Origin of the sequence: Mesorhizobium sp. B3-1-6 (assembly GCF_006439555.1) — a bacterium.
GTDB lineage: Bacteria > Pseudomonadota > Alphaproteobacteria > Rhizobiales > Rhizobiaceae > Mesorhizobium.
In genome coordinates this window covers 1-19,984 of sequence record NZ_VFTM01000038.1, presented here as the reverse complement: position 1 = coordinate 19,984, position 19,984 = coordinate 1, and the positions used below count along the sequence as shown (strand labels likewise).

Annotated in this window: 17 protein-coding genes and 1 riboswitch; of the genes, 8 read left to right on the top strand and 9 right to left on the bottom strand. The window is 63.6% G+C overall.

Going from position 1 to position 19,984, the window contains the following annotated elements:
• Positions 1–74 precede the first annotated feature (74 nt).
• A complete protein-coding gene (locus FJ414_RS26790) occupies positions 75–1,064 on the bottom strand; it encodes a LysR substrate-binding domain-containing protein (protein ID WP_140647382.1) in 990 nt (329 codons plus the stop codon).
• 292 nt (positions 1,065–1,356) lie between these two features.
• On the opposite strand from FJ414_RS26790, the gene chvE reads away from it, so the two are divergent.
• The 4 genes from chvE (at position 1,357) to araD1 (ending at position 6,644) form a co-directional block, all read left to right on the top strand.
• The gene (chvE, locus tag FJ414_RS26785; protein ID WP_140647381.1) at positions 1,357–2,427 is read left to right on the top strand and encodes a multiple monosaccharide ABC transporter substrate-binding protein; all 1,071 of its coding nucleotides are present in this window, start codon (positions 1,357–1,359) and stop codon (positions 2,425–2,427) included.
• A gap of 198 nt (positions 2,428–2,625) precedes the next feature.
• The gene (gene mmsA, locus FJ414_RS26780; protein ID WP_140647380.1) at positions 2,626–4,158 is read left to right on the top strand and encodes a multiple monosaccharide ABC transporter ATP-binding protein; all 1,533 of its coding nucleotides are present in this window, start codon (positions 2,626–2,628) and stop codon (positions 4,156–4,158) included.
• Complete coding sequence (gene mmsB, locus FJ414_RS26775) at positions 4,155–5,447, top strand: multiple monosaccharide ABC transporter permease (RefSeq protein ID WP_140647379.1); 1,293 nt, start codon at positions 4,155–4,157, stop codon at positions 5,445–5,447. Before mmsA ends, mmsB begins: the two co-directional genes overlap by 4 nt.
• A gap of 201 nt (positions 5,448–5,648) precedes the next feature.
• Complete coding sequence (gene araD1, locus FJ414_RS26770) at positions 5,649–6,644, top strand: AraD1 family protein (RefSeq protein ID WP_140647378.1); 996 nt, start codon at positions 5,649–5,651, stop codon at positions 6,642–6,644.
• 41 nt (positions 6,645–6,685) lie between these two features.
• On the opposite strand, the gene FJ414_RS26765 is transcribed toward araD1, so the two are convergent.
• Positions 6,686–7,780: a 2'-deoxycytidine 5'-triphosphate deaminase gene (locus tag FJ414_RS26765; protein WP_140647377.1), complete on the bottom strand. Its 1,095-nt coding sequence runs from the start codon at positions 7,778–7,780 to the stop codon at positions 6,686–6,688.
• A 78-nt stretch (positions 7,781–7,858) separates the two neighbouring features.
• Positions 7,859–7,936: riboswitch (SAM riboswitch) on the top strand.
• Positions 7,937–7,992: 56 nt separating this feature from the next.
• Here FJ414_RS26765 and FJ414_RS26760 point away from each other — a divergent pair.
• Positions 7,993–9,183, top strand: coding sequence for an O-succinylhomoserine sulfhydrylase (locus FJ414_RS26760; RefSeq protein ID WP_140647376.1), 1,191 nt, complete (start codon positions 7,993–7,995; stop codon positions 9,181–9,183).
• Between the two features lie 135 nt (positions 9,184–9,318).
• Here the strand turns inward: FJ414_RS26760 and FJ414_RS26755 are convergent, their stop codons facing one another.
• A complete protein-coding gene (locus tag FJ414_RS26755; RefSeq protein ID WP_140647375.1) occupies positions 9,319–10,461 on the bottom strand; it encodes a ceramide glucosyltransferase in 1,143 nt (380 codons plus the stop codon).
• Positions 10,462–10,738: 277 nt separating this feature from the next.
• On the opposite strand from FJ414_RS26755, the gene apaG reads away from it, so the two are divergent.
• Positions 10,739–11,131 (top strand): Co2+/Mg2+ efflux protein ApaG, encoded by a 393-nt coding sequence (apaG, locus tag FJ414_RS26750; protein WP_140647374.1) that lies wholly within the window; start codon positions 10,739–10,741, stop codon positions 11,129–11,131.
• 183 nt (positions 11,132–11,314) lie between these two features.
• On the opposite strand, the gene FJ414_RS26745 is transcribed toward apaG, so the two are convergent.
• The 3 genes from FJ414_RS26745 to FJ414_RS26735 form a co-directional block, all read right to left on the bottom strand.
• Entirely contained in the window at positions 11,315–12,343 is a 1,029-nt protein-coding gene (locus FJ414_RS26745; protein ID WP_140647373.1) for an Hsp33 family molecular chaperone, read from the bottom strand.
• 123 nt (positions 12,344–12,466) lie between these two features.
• Complete coding sequence (gene argF / locus FJ414_RS26740; RefSeq protein WP_140647372.1) at positions 12,467–13,378, bottom strand: ornithine carbamoyltransferase; 912 nt, start codon at positions 13,376–13,378, stop codon at positions 12,467–12,469.
• Positions 13,379–13,394: 16 nt separating this feature from the next.
• Positions 13,395–14,594, bottom strand: coding sequence for an aspartate aminotransferase family protein (locus tag FJ414_RS26735; protein ID WP_140647371.1), 1,200 nt, complete (start codon positions 14,592–14,594; stop codon positions 13,395–13,397).
• Between the two features lie 347 nt (positions 14,595–14,941).
• On the opposite strand from FJ414_RS26735, the gene FJ414_RS26730 reads away from it, so the two are divergent.
• On the top strand, positions 14,942–15,460 hold the full coding sequence (locus tag FJ414_RS26730) for a GcrA family cell cycle regulator (protein WP_140647370.1): 519 nt from the start codon (positions 14,942–14,944) through the stop codon (positions 15,458–15,460).
• Positions 15,461–15,574: 114 nt separating this feature from the next.
• Here FJ414_RS26730 and FJ414_RS26725 read toward each other — a convergent pair whose 3' ends face one another.
• The 3 genes from FJ414_RS26725 to FJ414_RS26715 all read right to left on the bottom strand — a co-directional run bounded on the left by FJ414_RS26725 (position 15,575) and on the right by FJ414_RS26715 (position 18,763).
• On the bottom strand, positions 15,575–16,579 hold the full coding sequence (locus FJ414_RS26725; protein ID WP_140647369.1) for a magnesium and cobalt transport protein CorA: 1,005 nt from the start codon (positions 16,577–16,579) through the stop codon (positions 15,575–15,577).
• Positions 16,580–16,666: 87 nt separating this feature from the next.
• Entirely contained in the window at positions 16,667–17,389 is a 723-nt protein-coding gene (gene phoU / locus FJ414_RS26720) for a phosphate signaling complex protein PhoU (RefSeq protein WP_140647368.1), read from the bottom strand.
• Between the two features lie 108 nt (positions 17,390–17,497).
• Positions 17,498–18,763, bottom strand: coding sequence for an ATP-binding protein (locus FJ414_RS26715; protein WP_140647367.1), 1,266 nt, complete (start codon positions 18,761–18,763; stop codon positions 17,498–17,500).
• 202 nt (positions 18,764–18,965) lie between these two features.
• On the opposite strand from FJ414_RS26715, the gene ppk2 reads away from it, so the two are divergent.
• Positions 18,966–19,871 carry a polyphosphate kinase 2 gene (gene ppk2, locus FJ414_RS26710; RefSeq protein WP_140647366.1) on the top strand — a complete coding sequence of 302 codons (906 nt, stop codon included), beginning with the start codon at positions 18,966–18,968 and terminating at the stop codon, positions 19,869–19,871.
• Positions 19,872–19,984: the final 113 nt, after the last annotated feature.

Below are 19,984 nucleotides of genomic sequence, written 5' to 3'. Positions count from 1 at the left end.
AGCCTTCCCTCACCCGCAACGGGCTCCAGCGAGCGGCCGATCGGTTTGAACGCACAAGTAGCATTCTCGTTCCATTACCCCACTTCGCGCAGGATGAAGTCGTGCAGCATTTTGGCGGCGGGCGAGAGCACGCGATTCTTGACCGTGATCAGGCTGTAGGGCCGGACCTCGATGTCGAACTCGGTCTGCACGACATCGATGGCGCCGGCCAGCCCGTCGCCGCCCTGGATGAACTTGGCGACCTGGATCGAGACCGGCGCGATGGCGTCGGACTGCGCCACCATCACCAAGGTGAGCAACAGCGAAGAGGTGTTGAGGATGCGGTCGGGCAGCGGAATGTCGCGGTTCAAGAAGTTGCTTTCCATGGCCTGGCGAAGCGGCGAGCCGCCGGACTGGAACACCCAGTCATAGCCCGCCGTCTCCTCCAGCCGCACGATCCGGCCGCTCGCCAAGGGGTGGCCGCGGCGCACGATGAGGCAGGCCTTCTCGACGCCAATGACGCGCGATTCGAAGAGCCGCGGATTGAGGTCGTCGGGGATGCGGGCGATGATGAAGTCGTGACGCGACGCGATCAGCTCGCGGGCAAGCACGTTCGAGGTCTCGACCTGCATGGTAATCTCGATGCGCGGATAGATGCGGCGGATCTCACGGATCGCCGGCACGGCCAATTCGATCGCCGGCGCCGTCACCGCGCCGAGGAAGACCGAGCCGCCCTTGCCGGCCTTGAGCTCGGAAATCTCTCGGTCGGCCTCCCGCATCTCGAGCAAAATGGAGCGGGCACGGCGGGCGAGCGCCTGGCCAAAAGGGGTCAGCGTCACGCCGCGCGGCAGCCGTTCGCACAACTTCACGTCGAGCACCGCCTCCATCTCGGCGATCATGCGCGAGGCGGCCGGCTGGGAGATGTTCATGACCTGGGCGGCGGCGCTCACCCGTCCGTGATCGTCCAGGGCGGTGATCATGCGCATATGGCGAAGACTGAGGCCGCTGCGCAGCAGCGTCTCGCCATCTCCCGGCAACTTCTCGTAACTCCCTGAAATCCCATCGGGATCGCGCAATGCCGCCATGGTTTTCGGTCTCTTATCCGGGTTCTATCAGCTCCTTAAGCTATATCAGTTTCGATATAGCAACCAGCAAAGATCGCATTTGACAGTTATGTCAAAGGGACCCACCCTTCGCGCGTTCCGAGGCGCAACGGTCGGCAACGAGCAAATTCGTATCGATTTAAACTGCGCCGCGGGGCCGATTGGGAGGATACCGGAGATCGATAAAGCCGACAGTGGCGCGCCAGCGCACCTGTTCGGTTGCGCGGCCCGCGAAGCCCCGAGGTGTCGCGTCCATCAACCAGGGAGAGTAATCGTGAAGATCATCAAGACGCTGGCCGCCGTCGCGGCCCTTGGCATCGCCGCCATGACCTATTCGGCGCATGCCGCCGACAAGGGTCTCGTCGGCGTGCTGATGCCGACCAAGACCTCGCAGCGCTGGATCAATGACGGCGACGCCGTCAAGTCCCAGCTCGAAGCGCTCGGCTACACCGTCGACCTGCAATATGCGCAGGACGATATCCCGAACCAGCTCAGCCAGCTGGAAAACGAAATCACCAAGGGCCCGAAGGCGCTGATCATCGCTTCGATCGACGGCACCACCATGGCCGACGCGCTGCAGAAGGCCAATGACGCAGGCGTCGTCGTCGTCGCGTACGACCGGCTGATCAAGAAGACGGGCAATGTCGACTACTACACCACCTTCGACAATTTCGGCGTCGGCGTCATCCAGGCGAACTCGCTGGTCAAGGGCCTCAAGGAGCGTTTCCCGAACACCAAGCCGTGGAACGTCGAGCTGTTCGGCGGCTCGCCGGACGACAACAACGCCTTCTTCTTCTACAACGGCGCCATGTCGGTCCTGCAGCCGCTGATCGATGACGGCTCGATCAAGATCAAGTCCGGCCAGACGGGCATGGACAAGGTCGGCACGCTGCGCTGGCTCGCCGCCACCGCCCAGGCGCGCATGGACAACCTGCTTTCGGCCAACTATTCGGACGGCAGCCGCGTCGATGGCGTTCTGTCGCCCTATGACGGCCTGTCGCGCGGCATCACCGCCTCGCTGCGCGCCGTCGGCTACGGCACGGAAGCGCAGCCTTGGCCGATCGTGACCGGCCAGGACGCCGAAACCGCCTCGGTCAAGCTGATCATCTCGGGCGAGCAGTATTCGACCGTGTTCAAGGACACCCGCGAACTGGCCAAGGCCACCGTGCAGCTGGTCGACAAGGTGCTCTCCGGCGGCAAGCCGGACGGCCTCGACGAAAAGACCTACAACAACGACGTCAAGGTCGTTCCCTCGATCCTGTTGACGCCGCATGAGGTCGACAAGTCGAACTATCAGGCGCAGGTCGTCGACTCCGGCTACATCAAGGCCGACGAGCTGAAGTAATCCAGCCTCGAAGGGAGGGGTCCTGCGCAACGCAGGGCCCCTTTTCGTTCAGAGCCGACCCCGGTATTGTTTTTGCCGGCTTCCGCAGCGTCACGCGCCGATCCGCAACGCGAAGCCGCCGCAGCATGTTGATTTTGCGCACAGGCCTTTCCACGATCGATACCGATTTGGGAGCCGTGCGCCAGGGAGCAGATCCTGATGGCCTCGACGATTTTGGAGATGCGCGACATCACCAAGACGTTTCCCGGCGTGAAGGCGTTGTCGAACGTCAATCTCAGCGTCGAGGAAGGTGAGATTCACGCCATCGTCGGCGAGAACGGCGCCGGCAAGTCGACGCTGATGAAGGTGCTGTCGGGCGTCTATCCGTCCGGCACCTATGACGGCCAGATCATCTTCCGCGGCCAGGAATGCAATTTCAAAGGCATTCACGACAGCGAGCATATCGGCATCGTCATCATCCACCAGGAGCTTGCCCTGGTGCCGATGCTGTCGATCGCGGAAAACATCTTCCTCGGCAACGAGCACGCCAGCTACGGCGTCATCGACTGGGACGCCAACGAGACGCGCACCAGCGCCCTGCTCAAGAAGGTCGGCCTCAAGGAAGACCCCAAGACGCTGATCACCAACATCGGCGTCGGCAAGCAGCAGCTGGTCGAGATCGCCAAGGCGCTGAGCAAGGAAGTGAAGCTTCTGATCCTCGACGAGCCGACGGCGTCGCTCAGCGAAAAGGACAGCCAGGCGCTGCTCGACCTCCTGCTCGAGTTCAAGCGCCAGGGCATGACCTCAATCCTGATCTCGCACAAGCTCAACGAGGTGAACCGCGTCGCCGACAAGGTGACGGTGATCCGCGACGGGCGCACCATCGAGACCCTGCCGAGGAAGGACATCTCGGAAGACCGCATCATCACCTCGATGGTCGGCCGCTCGCTCGACGACCGCTACCCGCCGCGCGAGCCGAAGATCGGCGAGGTCATCTTCGAGGTCAAGGACTGGTCGGTCTACCACCCGATCCATGCCGAGCGGCAGGTGATCAAGAACATCAATATCAATGTGCGCAAGGGCGAGGTTGTCGGCATCGCCGGGCTGATGGGCGCCGGCCGTACCGAATTCGCTATGAGCCTGTTCGGTCGCACCTACGGTCGGCGCATCAGCGGCGAGGTGCTGCTCAGGGGCAAGCCGCTCGATCTTTCGACAGTGAGCAAGGCGGTGGAGAACCGCATCGCCTATGTCACCGAGGACCGCAAGACCTACGGCCTCAACCTCATCGACCACATCAAGCACAATGTGACTTTGGCCAATCTGGGCGGCGTTTCGAGCCGCGGCGTCATCGACGACATGCGCGAGATGAGCGTCGCCAACGACTATCGCAAGAAGACCAATATCCGCGCCTCCAGCGTCTACCAGCTCACCGGCAACCTTTCGGGCGGCAACCAGCAGAAGGTCGTGCTGTCCAAATGGCTGTTCGCCGATCCGGAGGTTTTGATCATGGACGAGCCGACCCGCGGCATTGACGTCGGCGCGAAGTACGAAATCTATACGATCATCGCGCGCCTCGCCGCCGAGGGCAAAGCGATCATCGTCATCTCGTCGGAAATGCCTGAACTGCTCGGTATCTCCGACCGCATCTATGTCATGAATGAAGGGCGTATCGTCGGCGAAATGGCGGCAAGCGACGCAAGCCAGGAAAAAATCATGCGCGCCATCGTTCGCGGAGAAGGAAAAGCATCATGAGCACAGACAGCGCTCCCGCGCCGCAAAGCGGCGTCGCCGAGGACGTCAAGCAGGGACAGCGCGTCGCCGTCTCGGCGCTGACGACGAATCTGCGCGAATACGGCCTGATCATCGCACTGATCGTCATCATGCTGTTCTTCCAGTACACGACGTCGGGAACGCTGTTCAAACCGGTCAACCTCAGCAATCTGGTGCAGCAGAACTCGTTCATCATCGTGATGGCGCTGGGCATGCTACTGGTCATCGTCTCCGGCTATATCGATCTCAGCGTGGGATCGGTCGCCGGTTTCATCGGCGCGCTCGCCGCGATGATGATGGTGATCTGGCCGCTCGGGATATTCTCGAATCCGCTGGTGGTTTCGATCATCTGCCTGATCGTCGGCGGCCTCATCGGCGCCGCGCAAGGCTACTGGATCGCCTATCACCGGATACCGAGCTTCATCGTGACATTGGCGGGCATGCTGATCTTCCGCGGCATCTGCCAGGCGCTGCTCGGCGGCGGCTCTTCGGTCGGCCCGCTTCCGCCCGACTTCAAGGCGCTGAGCTCGGGCTTCATCCCGGACGTGATCGGTCCGCTGACGCTGATCCCGCCGACGGTCAATGCCGCCGGCAAGACCATCGTCGGCAGCGGCTTGACGCTGCACATGACGACGATCGTGCTGGGTCTGGTCGCGGTGCTCGCCTACGCCTATTTCGGCTTCAGGACGCGGCGCAAGCGCGAGCGGCATGGCTACGAGGCGGAGCCCTTCCCGCTGTTCGTCGTCAAGACGCTGGTCGGCAGCGCGCTGGCGCTGTTCCTGGTCTTCCAGTTCGCGAGCTACAGGGGCCTGCCGGTCGTGCTGCTGGTGATGGGCGTGCTGATCTCGCTGTTCGTCTTCGTCACCAAGCGCATGACCATCGGCCGCCGCATCTACGCCATGGGCGGCAACGCCAAGGCCGCGCAACTTTCGGGCATCAACACCGAGAGGCTGACGCTGCTGGTCTTCATCAACATGGGCGTGCTGTCGGCGCTGGGCGGCCTGATCATCGCGGCGCGCCTCGGCCAGGCGGTGCCGGCGGCGGGTCTCGGCAGCGAGCTCGACGTCATCGCGGCCGTCTTCATCGGCGGCGCCTCGGCGATGGGCGGCGTCGGACAGGTGATCGGCGCCGTCGTCGGCGGCTTCATCATGGGCGTGATGAACAACGGCATGTCGATCATGGGCGTCAATGTCGACTGGCAGCAGGTGGTCAAGGGCCTGGTGCTGCTCGGCGCCGTCATCTTCGACGTCTACAACAAGAACAAGGCCTGAAGGCCGGAAGCGGATTTAAGGAGGCATACGGGTTTCAGATCGCGAAGCTGCCGGCAACCCGTCGGCGCCGAGAGTCCAGCAAGGACCCGGGCTCGCGAACGCAATCCGGACGAAGCGTTTCAACCGTGGCGGGGATTGCTCCGCGCCGCGCCAGTCAAGGCTTGCCCGCGGGCGGCCGGCAAAATGAGAGAGGATTTCAACATGCTGATCTCCCAGATCCTCGACGACGCCGAGACGATCCGCGTCGTCGCCCGCAACGGCGGCGGCAAGACAAGGATCATCAACGGCGCGCGCAGCGTCTATTCGCTGGCGATGGAGGCCGCGCGCACCGGCACCGGGCTCGAAGCGCTGATCGAGCGCAAGGGCTATGGCGAGACGGTCGATCTCGATGCCGCCTACAAGAGGGGCAGGCTGGTGTCGCCGATCAACCACCCCGATCCCGCGCATCTGCATCTCACCGGCACCGGCCTGACGCATCTCGGCTCCGCGGCGACGCGCGATTCCATGCACAAGAAGCTCAGCGAGGGCGGCGAGGAGGAGCTCACCGATTCCATGAAGATGTTCCGCATGGGGCTCGAAGGCGGTAAGCCCGCCAAGGGACAGGTCGGCGTGCAGCCTGAATGGTTCTACAAAGGCAACGGCACGATGGCGGTGGCTCCCGGCGCGCCCCTGATGTCGCCGGCCTTTGCGCAGGACGGCGGCGAGGAGCCGGAGATCGCCGGCATCTATGTGATCGGCGACGACGGCGCGCCGTTCCGTGTCGGCTTCACGCTGTCGAACGAATTCTCCGACCACGTGACGGAGCGGGTGAACTACCTGTTCCTCGCCCACTCCAAGCTGCGCAACGCTTCGTTCGGTCCGGAGATCCTGATCGGCGACCTGCCGGCCGACATCCGCGGCGGATCGCGCATCTGGCGCGACGGCAAGCTTTTGTGGGAAAAGCCGTTCCTGTCCGGCGAAGCGAACATGTCGCACACCATCGCCAATCTCGAGCACCATCATTTCAAATATTCGGCCTTCCGCCAGCCGGGCGACGTGCATGTGCATATGTTCGGCACGGCGACGCTCTCCTTCGCCGATGGCATCAGGACCGAGGCCGGCGATACGTTCGAGATCGAAGCGCAGGATTTCGGCCTGCCGCTGCGCAACCCGCTGGAGATCGAGAAGCCGGTCAAGGTGGCGGTGAAGGCGCTGTGAGAGCGTGATCTCCCCCAAGGGGGAGATCAGCAGCTCAGACCTTAGCGCGCGGCGCGAAAATGCTTGGAGAGCTTCAGGCCCTGCGCCTGGTAGTTCGAGCCGAGATCGGTACCGTAAAGAGCCTGCGGGCGCTGCAGCATGTGCTCGTAGACGAGACGGCCGACGATCTGGCCGTGGTCGAGGATGAACGGCACCTCGTGGCTGCGCACTTCCAGCACCGCCCGGCTGCCGCTGCCGCCGGCGGCGGAGTGGCCGAAGCCCGGGTCGAAGAAGCCGGCATAATGGACGCGGAACTCGCCGACCAGCGGATCGAAAGGCGTCATCTCGGCGGCGTAGAGCGGCGGCACGTGCACCGCTTCGCGCGAGACCAGGATGTAGAATTCGTCGGGGTCGAGCACGAGTTCGCCGGCGCCGCTCTTGTAAATCGGCTCCCAGAAATCGACGACATCCTGCGCGGCGCGCTTGTCGACATCGACGAGGCCGGTGTGGTGCTTGCCGCGATAGCCGACAAGGCCGTCCTTGTCCCCGTCGAGGTCGATGGAGAGCGCGATGCCGCCGCCTGAAATATTGGGCGGCTCGGTGGCGACCAGCATCTCGGCGCGATGGAGGTCGCGCAGCTCGCTCTCCGAAAGCACCGCGTTGCCGGTGCGGAAACGGATCTGCGACAGCCGCGAGCCGGCCCGCACGACGATCGGGAAGGTGCGCGGACTGACTTCGAGATACAGCGGCCCGTGATAGCCGGCGGCAATCTTGTCGAACTCGTGGCCACGATCGGTCATCACCCGGGTGAAGATGTCGAGGCGCCCGGTCGAGCTCTTGGGATTGGCGGAAGCGGACACATTCGAGGGCAGCGCCAGGCTTTCGAGCAGCGGCACGATGTAGACGCAACCCGTCTCCAGCACCGCGCCCTCGGCGAGGCTGAATTCATGCAACTTCAGCCGCTCGAGCTTGTCGGCTACCCGATGATCGGGGCCGGGCAGGAAGGAGGCTCGCACGCGGAAGGCCGTGTCGCCGAGCCTCAGGTCAAGGCTGGCCGGCTGGATCTGGTTGGTGTCCAGCGCGCGCGGCGACTTCAGCGCACCGGACTGGAACAGCGCGGAAATATCCTGGTCGGGAAGAATGCCTGTCTGCCGCAAAGTCTTAACTCCGCTCTGCTGGTACAAACCTCTTAATGAAGCCGGCAATTGACGCAAGCGCGGCGCGGGTTTAAAGCGTCGTTATCCCGTGGTGATTTGGCCGGTCGGCTTGCAGCCACGTTAAACAAGTCGCTAAAGGACCGTCGAGCCGCAAGGCTATATGGACCGGTTGCGACTTCGCGGCCGGTTTTTTTGTGTCTGGAAGCAGGGCTATGAGCACCAAGAAGCGCAACTGGAAACCTCAGACGGCACTCGTGCATGGCGGAACGCTGCGTTCCGGCTTCGGCGAGACATCCGAGGCGATGTATCTCACCCAGGGCTATGTCTATGAGACCGCGCAAGCCGCGGAAGCCCGCTTCAAGGGCGAGGAGCCCGGTTTCATCTATTCGCGCTACGCCAACCCGACGGTCGACATGTTCGAAAAGCGCATGTGCGCGCTCGAAGGCGCCGAGGATGCCCGCGCCACCGCTTCCGGCATGGCGGCCGTCTCAGCCGCGTTGCTCTGCAGCGCCAAGGCCGGCGACCATATCGTTGCAGCGCGCGCCCTGTTCGGCTCCTGTCGCTGGGTGGTCGAGACGCTGGCGCCGCGCTACGGCATCCAGGCGACACTGGTCGACGGCACCGACATCGCCAATTGGGAAAAGGCGATAAGGCCGAACACCAAGCTGTTTTTCCTCGAAAGCCCGACCAATCCGACGCTGGAAGTGGTCGACATCGCCGCGGTTGCCAAGCTCGCCAATTCCATCGGCGCGCGCGTGATCGTCGACAATGTCTTCGCCACGCCGCTGCAGCAGAAGCCGCTGCAGCTCGGCGCCCATATCGTCGTCTATTCGGCGACCAAGCACATAGACGGCCAGGGCCGCTGCCTCGGCGGCGTCATCCTGTCCGACAAGAAATGGATCGACGAGAACCTGCACGACTATTTCCGCCACACCGGTCCCAGCCTGTCGCCGTTCAACGCCTGGACGCTGTTGAAAGGCCTGGAGACGCTGCCGCTGCGCGTGCGCCAGCAGACCGAAAGCGCCGGCAAGATCGCGGATTTCCTCGCTGGCCGATCGGAGATCGCCCGCGTCATCTATCCGGGCCGGGCCGACCACCCGCAGGCGGATATCGTCAAGAAGCAGATGTCGGGCGGCTCGACGCTGATCTGCCTCGACGTCAAGGGCGGCAAGCAGGCGGCCTTCGCCTTTCAGAACACGCTCGACATCGTGCTGATCTCGAACAATCTCGGCGACGCCAAGAGCCTGATCACCCATCCGGCGACGACGACGCACAAGAACCTGAGCGACGACGCGCGGGCCGAACTCGGCATCGGGCCGGGCACGCTCAGGCTCTCCGTCGGCCTGGAGGACGCCGACGACCTGCTGGAGGACATCGAGCAGGCGCTGAAGGCGGCCAAATAAGACCTGTAGCGGCGACCGTCGCCACAGGACTTTAAAGCGCGTCGCGCTGAAGCGGATTCAGGCGACGCGCTTTAAGGCTTTGTTTTCATGCATGTCGTTATCGCAAAACCGCTGCACACTTTTGCGCGACATGCATTAGGCAAGCTCTTCCAGTTCGGTCATCGCCTTGGTGCGGATGGTCATGGCGTTGCCGCGCCATTCGACGGCGCCGCCGAACCAGGCGCGCGCCCAGATGGCGGGCAGCATCGCGTCGCGCGTGAGCATCGCGGTGACGCTGCGCGGCGACAGGTACCAGCCCTTCGCAAAGGCCAGCAGGCATTCCGGCAGGTAGGAGATCGCCAGCACGCCCAAGGCCGTCGTGGGCAGGCTGACGCCGGCGCTTGCCGCCGCAATCAGCGCCAGCAGCAGCGGCACTGCGGCGCCGGTCAGGATCTCCGGCGCGAAGAACAGCGGGAAGGTGACGCGGCGCAGCCGCGCCCAGCGCGCCTGGCGCGACCAGATCTCGGCGAGCCGGCGCTGGCCGAGCGGCTGCTCGAAAGGCGAAGCGACGAGATTAACGCGCAGGCCCAGGCTGTTGACCAGCTTGGTGGCGGCGGCGTCCTCGGCGATCTCGGCGGCCAAAGCCTGGATACCGCCATTGGCATCGAGCATCGGCTTGTTCCACAGCATGCTCTTGCCTTGGGCGAAGCCGAGCCCAAGCGCCTCGCCGGCATACTGCCAGCGCGCCTGCAGCGTGTTGAGGAAGGCGCATTCGACTTCGGCCCAAAACCCATCCGGCCGCGAGCCGATCGGCGTCGAGCAGACGAGGCCGGTATCCGGGCGCCATGCCGCCATCAGGTGCTGGACATAGTCCCTCGGCATCAGAACGTTGGAATCGGCGAGGACCACCCAATCGTGCTGCGCAGCCTGCCAGCCCTTGATGCAGTTGTTGAGCTTGGGATTGGCGCTGACGCGGTCGTCGCCGATCAGGAGTCGCGCCGGCACCTTCGGATAGCGCGCGATCGCCGCATCGATCAGTTTGACCACCGGGTCTTCGGCATGCGCGACGCAGAAGATCAGCTCGTAGCGCGGCCAATCGAGCGAGAAGGCGCGCTGCAGGGTCTCCTGTGTGAACGGCTCGACGCCGCGCGACGGCACGATGATCGAGACCGGCTGTGCGCCGACGGGCGGCGCAATGACATGCCGCCATTTCAGCCGCGACGCGGCGAGCAGGATGCTGGTGAGATTGGACAAAAGAAGGGCTGACGAAGCCAGGCCGGCTGCGATAGTCAGTTCCATCGAGATCTGGTCACTCTCTATCTCTTTGTTTTCACGCAATTCCGGACGGAAAACTGCCCACACTTTTCCTGGAATTGCTCTCGGCCGCATGCGCCCATTTCATCAGTTACAGAGCGCCCGAGTCGCCCGGCACGGTTTGTGCACACCAACATTGTCATGTGTCACTTAAATGACATTGTTTTTCGGCACGTGCGCTACAAGGCTGGCAGGATGGTCGGCGTTGCGCGCCCAACAGCGAAGCGCAACGAATGTTCCGCGGCGGCAACCGGAGTGGTCCATGTATCGCGCAGTGACGCGCAACATCGAAGTGCTGGTCCGGCCCTTCTATCTGGAGGACCGCTCCGATCCGTCCGAGAACCGCTATGTCTGGGGCTATCAGGTGACGATCGACAACCGCTCCGACGAGTTCGTGCAGCTTGTGTCGCGCTACTGGCACATCACCGATGGTCGGGGCCGGGTCGAGGAGGTGCGCGGCGCCGGCGTCGTCGGCGACCAGCCGGAACTCAATCCCGGCGACAGCTACCAGTACACCTCGGGCTGCCCGCTCTCGACGCCGTCGGGCATCATGGTCGGCCATTACACGATGCGCAACGGCCGCGGCGAGACGTTCGATATCGCCATTCCGGCTTTCTCGCTCGATATGCCGGGGACAAGGCGCACGGTGAATTAGGCGTCGGCGTCTTTCTTCCCGTTCACGGGGAGAAAGACCCGGCAGTGCAATGAGGGGCAGCGCCGATTTCTCGAGATCTTAAGCGACACCACGGCGGAAGCCATCTTCACCAGCGACAGCGCCGCTCCTCATCCGTCACTTCGTGACACCTTCTCCCCGTGAAATGGGGAGAAGGAAAGGTTCCTACTTCACGAATTCGGCCGGGTCGAAGTCGTATTGCGTCGAGCAGAACTCGCAGGCGACGTGGATGCCGCCGTCCTCGGTCGAGTCCTTGATCTCCTGGGCCGAGAAGCCTTCGAGAATGCCGCGGATCTTGTCGCGCGAGCAGGAGCACTGGTCGGCGACAGGCACGCCGCGGAAGACGCGCACGCCGTGTTCGTGGAACAGCCGGTAAAGCAGCCGCTCGGCGCCCACCGTCGGGTCGATCAACTCGGTCGGCTCGATCGTGCCGAGCAGCGCCAGCAACTCCTGCCAGGAATTGTCGGCCGGGTGGTCCGCAACGTCACGCGGATCGCCGTCGCCACCGGAAATATCGGGAACGCGCATGCGCTCCGGCGATTGCGGCAGGAATTGCGCCAGGATGCCGCCGGCGCGCCACTGCTCGTGCGCGCCCGCCGGGCCGGGCGTGACCAGCTTGGCGACCGACATCTTGATATCGGTCGGGATCTGCTCCGACTGCCGGAAATAGGTGCGCGCGGCATCCTCGAGCGAGGTGCCGTCGAGCTGGACGATGCCCTGGTAGCGCTGCGTATGCGCGCCCTGGTCGATGGTCAGAGCCAGGACGCCGTTGCCGAGCAGCGTCTGCTGCGAGGTCTCGCCGGCGGCGGTCAGCGCCTGCAGCCGGTCGGCATCGAAACGCGCATAGGCGCGCAGCGCATGCGGCGTGGTGAAATCGGCCACCAGCATGTCGACCGGACCGTCGGTGCGGGTCTGCAGGATGAACTTGCCTTCGAACTTCAGCGAGGTGCCGAGCAGCACGGTGAGCACGCAGGCTTCCGCCAGCAGGCGGGCGACCGGCTCTGGGTAATTGTGGCGGCTCAGAATAGCGTCGAGCATCGGCCCGAGCTGCACGGTGCGGCCGCGCACATCGAGCGGCGCGACCTCGTAAGGCACGACGTGATCGTCGCCGGCGAAGCCAAATTCACCGAGTTGGGGTTTATGCTCAGCCAAGGTCTGGGTTTCCAACATGACAAAACTCCGGGGCGCAGCCATGCAACCCGATGAGCCGCATGCGTCGAAGCGCGTTCAATTTACGTGATGGCCCGCAAATAGGCATCACATATCCCCAGATCAAGTTGAGCCCGATCGGGCCGGAAGCGGTCAGGTCGGCCCTTCTCAAGCGCCCAGGCACCAGGCCAGCACCGCCTTCTGGGCGTGCAGCCGGTTCTCGGCCTCGTCGAAGACCACCGAATGCGGCCCGTCGATCACCTCGTCGGTGACCTCCTCGCCGCGATGCGCCGGCAGGCAGTGCATGAACAAAGCATCGGCCTTGGCCTTTGCCATCAGCGCCGCATTGACCTGATAGGGCAGGAAGACGTTGTGGCCGCGGGCGCGATGCTCTTGGCCCATCGAGACCCAGCTGTCGGTGACGACGCAGTCGGCCTTGTCGACGGCCTCCTCGGCGGACCTGGAAAACCGGACCTTGCCGCCATTGGCTTTCGACCAGTCGACATACTTCTCGAACGGCTCGCTGCCTTCCGGCACCGCGACATTGAGATTGAAGCGGAACCGCGCCGAGGCTTCCAGGAGCGAATGCAGCACATTGTTGCCGTCGCCGGTCCAGGCGAAGGTCTTGCCGGCCACCGGCCCGCGATGTTCCTCAAAGGTCATGATGTCGGCCATGAGCTGGCAGGGGTGCGTGTCGTCGGTCAGCCCGTTGATCACCGGAACGGTGGCGCTCTCGGTGAGCTCCAGCAGCCGGTCATGCGAGGTGGTGCGGATCATGATGGCGTCGACGTAACGCGACAGCACCTTTGCCGTGTCGGCGATCGTCTCCGACCGGCCGAGTTGCATCTCGGTGCCGGTCAGCATGATGGTCTCGCCGCCGAGCTGGCGCATGCCGACATCGAAGGAAACGCGCGTGCGCGTCGACGGCTTGTCGAAGATCATGGCCAGCACCTTGCCATCGAGCGGTTTTGAACGCTCGCCCGCCTTGAGCCTGGTCTTTCGCGCCACCGCGTCGTCCAGCATGATGCGCAGGTCGCCTGCGGAAACGGCGGATAGATCGGTGAAGTGGCGAACACTCATCGGCAGGTTCCAGAAATTATTTGGCGGCTTCGGCCGCAATTGCGTCGGTCAGGCTCTTGGCGCCGCCGCGAATGCGCTCCAGCGCCTCGCCGATCTCCTCGTCGGTGACGGTGAGCGGCGGCAGGAGGCGGATGACGTTGTCGCCCGCCGGCACGGCAAGCAGGTGCTGGTCGCGCAGCGCCATGTTCACCTTGGTGTTGGGCATGGCGCATTTCAGGCCGAGCATCAGGCCGGTTCCCCTGATGCCCTCGATGACGTCGGGGAATTCATCGGCCACCGCCGCAAGGCCCTGCTTCAGAAGCAGCGCCTTGCGCTGCACGTCCTCGAGGAAGCCGTCGGCCAGGACAATGTCGAGCACGGCGTTGCCGACGGCCATCGCCAACGGATTGCCGCCGAAGGTGGTGCCGTGCACGCCGGCCGTCATGCCGGTCGCCGCCTCGTCGGTGGCAAGGCAGGCGCCCATCGGAAAGCCGCCGCCGATGCCCTTGGCGATTGCCATCAGGTCGGGCGTGACGCCTGTCCATTCATGCGCGAACAGCTTGCCGGTGCGGCCGATGCCGCACTGGACCTCGTCGAAGATCAACAGCAGGCCATGCTTGTCGCAGAGTTGCCGCAGCCGCTTCAAGGACTGCGTCGGCACCGGGCGTATGCCGCCCTCGCCTTGCACCGGCTCGATCAGGATCGCCGCGGTCTCCGGCGTAATCGCCTTTTCCGCGGCGTCGATGTCGTCGAAAGCCACCTGGTCGAACCCCTCGACCTTCGGGCCGAAGCCCTCGAGATATTTGTACTGGCCGCCGGCGGCGATCGTCGCCAGCGTGCGGCCGTGAAAGGCGCCCTCGAACGTGATGATGCGGAAACGCTCGGGATGGCCCTTGACGAATTGATAGCGCCTGGCCGACTTGATGGCGCATTCCAGCGCCTCGGCGCCCGAATTGGTGAAGAACACCTTGTCGGCAAAGGTCGCTTCGGCCAGCCGCTCGCCCAGCCGGCGCTGTTCCGGGATCTCATAGAGGTTGGAGACGTGCCACAGCTTGGCGGCCTGCTCGGTGAGCGCCGCCACCAGATGCGGGTGGCTGTGGCCCAACGAATTCACCGCGATGCCGCCCGCGAAGTCGAGATATCGCTCGCCCTTGTCGGTGACCAGCCAGGTCCCCTCCCCGCGGTCGAAAGCCAGGGGGGCGCGAGCAAAGGTCTCGTAAAGCGCCGAACCGCTCATTATATGCGTCTCCGGAACCGGAAATCAAAAAAGCCGCCAATGCGGCGGCCTTTGCGGCTTATCATGTTTTTCGGCCATGAAGTCAACGAAAACGTCACGCAGAAGCGCGTGGCGAAGCTCCGACGCCACGCCGGCTCATAAGTAGACCGGCAAGTTGGGGAAAACCGAATCGTGTTGCCCTGGGGACTCTTGTCACCGAGTCAGCGCATAAGGTATTTGTAGTCGAGAAATAACTAGATTTCGTGCGGCGGACCTAATCACCCGGTATATGTGGTGTCGTTTGCCCGGCGGGAGCCGGGTCGGGAACGGATTCTGACTACCGCACGCCTCAGCAGGAGCGCGGCCCCATGAACTGGACTGACGAGCGGGTAGAACTTCTCAGGAAACTGTGGTCGGAGGGCCTGAGCGCCAGCCAGATTGCCGCACAGCTTGGCGGAGTGAGCCGCAACGCCGTCATCGGCAAGGTGCATCGCCTGAAGCTGTCGGGCCGCGGCCGCGCGACGGCCGCCCCGGCGCGACAGAAAAAGGCGACGCAAGGCGCCACGATGCAGAAATCGGTGACCCGCGCCGCAAGTGCTACGCGTCACGTGACGGCCACCATCGGCGCCACCGCGCTGCAGGTGCAGTTCGACGCAGAGCCGGTCACGCGCCATTATATCCGACCGGTCGAGAACGTGGTCGTGCCGATCTCGCGGCATCTGCAGCTCGTCGAACTGACCGAACGCACCTGCAAATGGCCGAACGGCGATCCGCTGTCGGAAGACTTCAACTTCTGCGGCAACGACGCCGCCGAAACGGGACCCTATTGCAAGTATCATTCCCGGGTGGCGTTCCAGCCGGCGGGGGAGCGGCGGCGGGCAAGGTAATAGCGAATAGCGAATAGCGAATAGCGAATAGCGAATAGCGAATAGAACGGCTTGGCTTCTGTAACAGGGAGCAAGCCGTTTTTTGCGCTGTTCCCTATTCGCTATTCGCTCTCTTCACAGCCACCCATTCTTCTTGAACCGCCAGTACAGGAACGAGCAGATCGCGGCCATCACCAGCAGGATGATTGGATAACCGTATTCCATCTTCAGTTCCGGCATGTCGGAGAAGTTCATGCCGTAGATGCCTGCGAAGGCCGTGGGCACCGCCAGAATGGCGGCCCATGAGGCGAGCTTCTTGGATATTGCGGTTTCCTGGCTCTGCCCGACCAGCAGACTGGCTTCGAAGGCGAAGGCCAGAACCTCGCGCAGTGAGTCGATCTTTTCCTGCACGGTGCGGATGTGGTCGGTCACGTCGCGAAACAGCGGATGCATGGCCGCATGGATCTGCGGCAGTTCGGCACTGGTCAGCCGACGGCAGACCTCGACCAGCGGCAGCGCCGCATTGCGCAGGCGCAGCAGATCGCGGCGCAGCATGTAGAGCCGCTCGATATCGGAACCGGTCATCGGCTTCAAAAGCACCTTGTCCTCGATCGCCTCGACCTCGTCCTCGATCTGCTCCAGCACCGGCATGTAATTGTCGACGATGAAATCGAGGATGGCGTAGAGGACGAAGTCCTCGCCCTTGGCGAGCGAATGCGGGCAGCTCTCCCAGTGCTGGCGCACGGCGGCGTAGGAGGTCGACGGGCCGTGCCGGACGCTGACGATGTAGCCGGCGCCGACGAACAGATGAGTCTCGCCGAACGTGACGCGGCCGTCGATCAATTGCGCGGTGCGGGCGACGATGAAGAGGGCGTCGCCATATTGCTCGATCTTCGGGCGTGCATGCGGATGCTCGGCATCCTCGATCGCCAAATCATGCAGGTGGAATTGCGCCTGCACACGGAGCAGAAGGTTGCGATCGGGCTCGAGCAGGCCGATCCAGACGACATGGCCAGGTTTTGCCGCCCATTCGCCGGCTTGTTCGACGGCGATGTCGGCGACGCGCTTGCCGCCCGAATAGACGCTGGATGCAATGATGCCCGACGTTGGGGCCGGGGTCAGGTTCCGAACTTGTTCCATCGCAAACCTCCCGAGACTGCGACTGACAAAATCGCTGTCCCTGGAGGAGCTTATCCTAAATCAGGAAGCCGTTCGAGAGGCGCCGGTTCACTTAGCCGGCACCGTGGCGGGAAGCACGACCTTGTCGGTCTTGTCCCCCTTCGGCCGATCGGCCGGCATCTGGTCGCCCGTGACGATGTAATAGATCGTCTCGGCGATGTTGGTCGCATGGTCGCCGATGCGCTCGATGTTCTTGGCGCAGAACAGAAGATGCGTGCAAGGCGTGATGTTGCGCGGATCTTCCATCATGTAGGTTAAAAGCTCGCGGAACAGCGAGGTGTACATGGCGTCGATCTGGTCGTCCCGGTCGCGCACGAGGCCGATCCTCTCGACCGAGCGCGAGGCATAGACGTCGAGTACTTCCTTGAGCTGCGTCAGCGCCAGATTGGCAAGGGCCTCCAGGCCGCGGAAAAGGCTATTCGGCTGGCGGCCGTCGACCGAGGCCACGCGCTTGGCGACGTTCTTGCCCAGATCGCCGACGCGCTCGATATCGGCCGAGATGCGGATCGCGCCGACGATCTCGCGCAGGTCCGTCGCCATCGGCTGGCGCCTGGCGATGATGATGATGGCCTTGTCGTCGATCTCGCGCTGTCCTTCGTCGAGGACGAGATCGTCCTGGATGACCTTCTGCGCGAGGCCATGGTCGACGTTCACCAGGGCCGCGACCGCCTGTTCGACCATGCGCTCGGCATGGCCGCCCATCGCAGCGATGCGCTTCGACAGGAACTTCAGCTCTTCATCATAGGCACTGGCGATATGGACGGACTGCATGGATATGCCTTCCCGGTTTGTGCCGGCTGGTGCGTTCCCTCAATCCGTCGCTGATACGCGAACCGCATGACAGAAAGAAGAAAATCCCGGTTGGCAACCGATACACGATCAGCGAGCCGGCAAATGAACCGTGAACGCCGCGCCCTTGCCGACTTCCGACTTGATCGACAATCTTGCGTTATGACGGGTCAATATATGCTTGACGATCGAAAGGCCAAGCCCGGTGCCTTTCTGGGTGCGGCTGTTTTCGACATCGACGCGGTAGAAGCGCTCGGTGATGCGCGGGATGTGTTCTTCGGCAATGCCCGGACCATAGTCCCTTATCGTGACGTCGAAGCCCGGCTGTTGGCTATCCTCGCCGCCGGCGATCGATACGGTGACGTGCCCGCCTGACTGGCCGTATTTGCAGGCGTTCTCTAGGAGATTCTCGAAGACCTGGAACAGTTCGTCGCGATCGCCGGGAACGACGAGCGGCCCGTTGGCGAACTCCCGCTCGATGACGACGCCGTTCTCACCGGCCAGCGGCCCGAGCGAATCGATGACGCTATCGATCGTCTGGCGAAGATCGACCTCCGTGCCCGGCCTCAGATAGGGTTTCATCTCCAACCGCGACAGCGAGAGCAGATCGTCGATCAGACGGGCCATGCGGCCGGTCTGGTTCTGCATGATCTGCAGGAACTGGTCGCGCGCCGCCGGATCGTTGCGGGCCGGCCCACGCAGCGTCTCGATGAAGCCGGCGATGGAGGCGAGCGGCGTGCGCAGCTCATGGCTGGCATTGGCGATGAAATCGGCTCGCATGCGATCGATGCGACGCGTCTCGCTCTGATCCTTGAACACCAGCACGTAAAGGCCGGTGGCATGGCCGACCGTGGACGCGCTGACCCGATATGTCCGCTCCACCGGCAGCTTCTCGGTATAGTCGACCGCATCGGCGGCGACCTGCCCCGACAGAATGCCGTCGAGCAGCGCCTGCATTTCCGGCGCGCGAAACTTCAATGCCAGCGACATCCCCGGAGCCAGCCCGCCGAAGGCGGCGAAGGCGGCGGCGTTGGCGTGAACCATGGCGGCGGAGCGATCGAATATGATGAGCGGATCGGCGACCGCGGCCGCCAGATACTCGCCGGAGAGCCGCTGCAGCCCGCTTGCCTCGATCGCTGCTCCCGTATCGGCTGGCTGGCGTTCGGCATTTGCCGGCAGCATCGCGGCGGCCGCCAGCGCGGCCAGGGCCAGCATCAGCACATAGACGGAGACGCCGGCGAAAAAATAAACGGCAAGGACCGCGAGAACACCCGCGCCAAGCAGCCAGCGGTTGCGTGACAGCCGCGCCGCCAATGCCTGCCCCCTGTTGTTTTGTCCCGCGCCCGTCTCTGCCATAGGCCCCGCGCCACCCCGCATCCCGTTCGACCGGCCAGCGGCTCGCTGGACCGGCCTGACGCATGGGACCGTGAAAATCAGGATCGATTTTCGCGAAGGTTCATGCGCAAAATCAAAATGCTACAGCGTTTTTGCGCCCGAATGCGCGCTGCGCTGCACGGGCTCCATAGCATGAGTCCGCAAACTGGAAAGGTTCGTCTGGATGAAAAAGGCCAAGGAAACGGCTGAAGCGGTGCCGGTCACGACACCGATCAAGATCAAGATCGGCGGCAAGGAGCGCGAGTTCGACATCGACAATCCGGTGCTCCCGGACTGGATCGAGGACAACAAGCTCACCGCCGGCGGCTATCCTTACGACAAGAAGATGAAAGGCGAGGAGTACGAAAAGGAACTCGAGACTCTGCAGATCGAACTGGTCAAGGCCCAGGCCTGGCTGCAGGCCACCGACAAGCGGGTGATGGCGCTTTTCGAAGGGCGCGACGCGGCCGGCAAGGGCGGCACGATCTTCGTGCTGCGGCAATATTTGAACCCGCGCACGGCGCGCAACGTCGCCCTGACCAAGCCGACGCCGACCGAGGCGGGGCAATGGTATTACCAGCGCTATGTCGACCATTTCCCGACCTCGGGCGAGTTCGTCACCTTCGACCGCTCGTGGTACAACCGCGCCGGCGTCGAGCCGGTCATGGGGTTCTGCACGCCGGAGCAGCACGAGAAATTCCTCGACGAGACGCCGCATTTCGAGCGGATGATCTCCAACGAGGGCATCCATTTCTTCAAATTCTGGCTGAACATCGGCCGCGAGACCCAGCTCGAACGGTTCCATGACCGCCGCTGGTCGCCGCTGAAGAACTGGAAATTCTCGCCGATCGACATCGCCGGCGTCGGCAAGTGGGACGACTACACCAAGGCGCGCGACCAGATGATCGAGCGCACGCACAAGGAGTTCTCGCCCTGGATCGTCGTGCGGGCCAACGACAAGCGCCGCGCCCGGCTCGCGGTGATGCAACGTATCCTGCTTTCCCTGCCCTATGACGGCCGCGACCTCGATGCCATCGGCAAGCCCGACAAGAAGATCATCGGCGAGGGACCGGAATTCCTGAAGGACTAGGCCGTAGTGACGATTTAAGGAATTGGGATTCCCACGGGCCGGCAAATCAGATTCAACGCTGATTTTTGGGGATCAGTGATGAACTGCGACGCGCTTCGGGACGACCAGTGGGA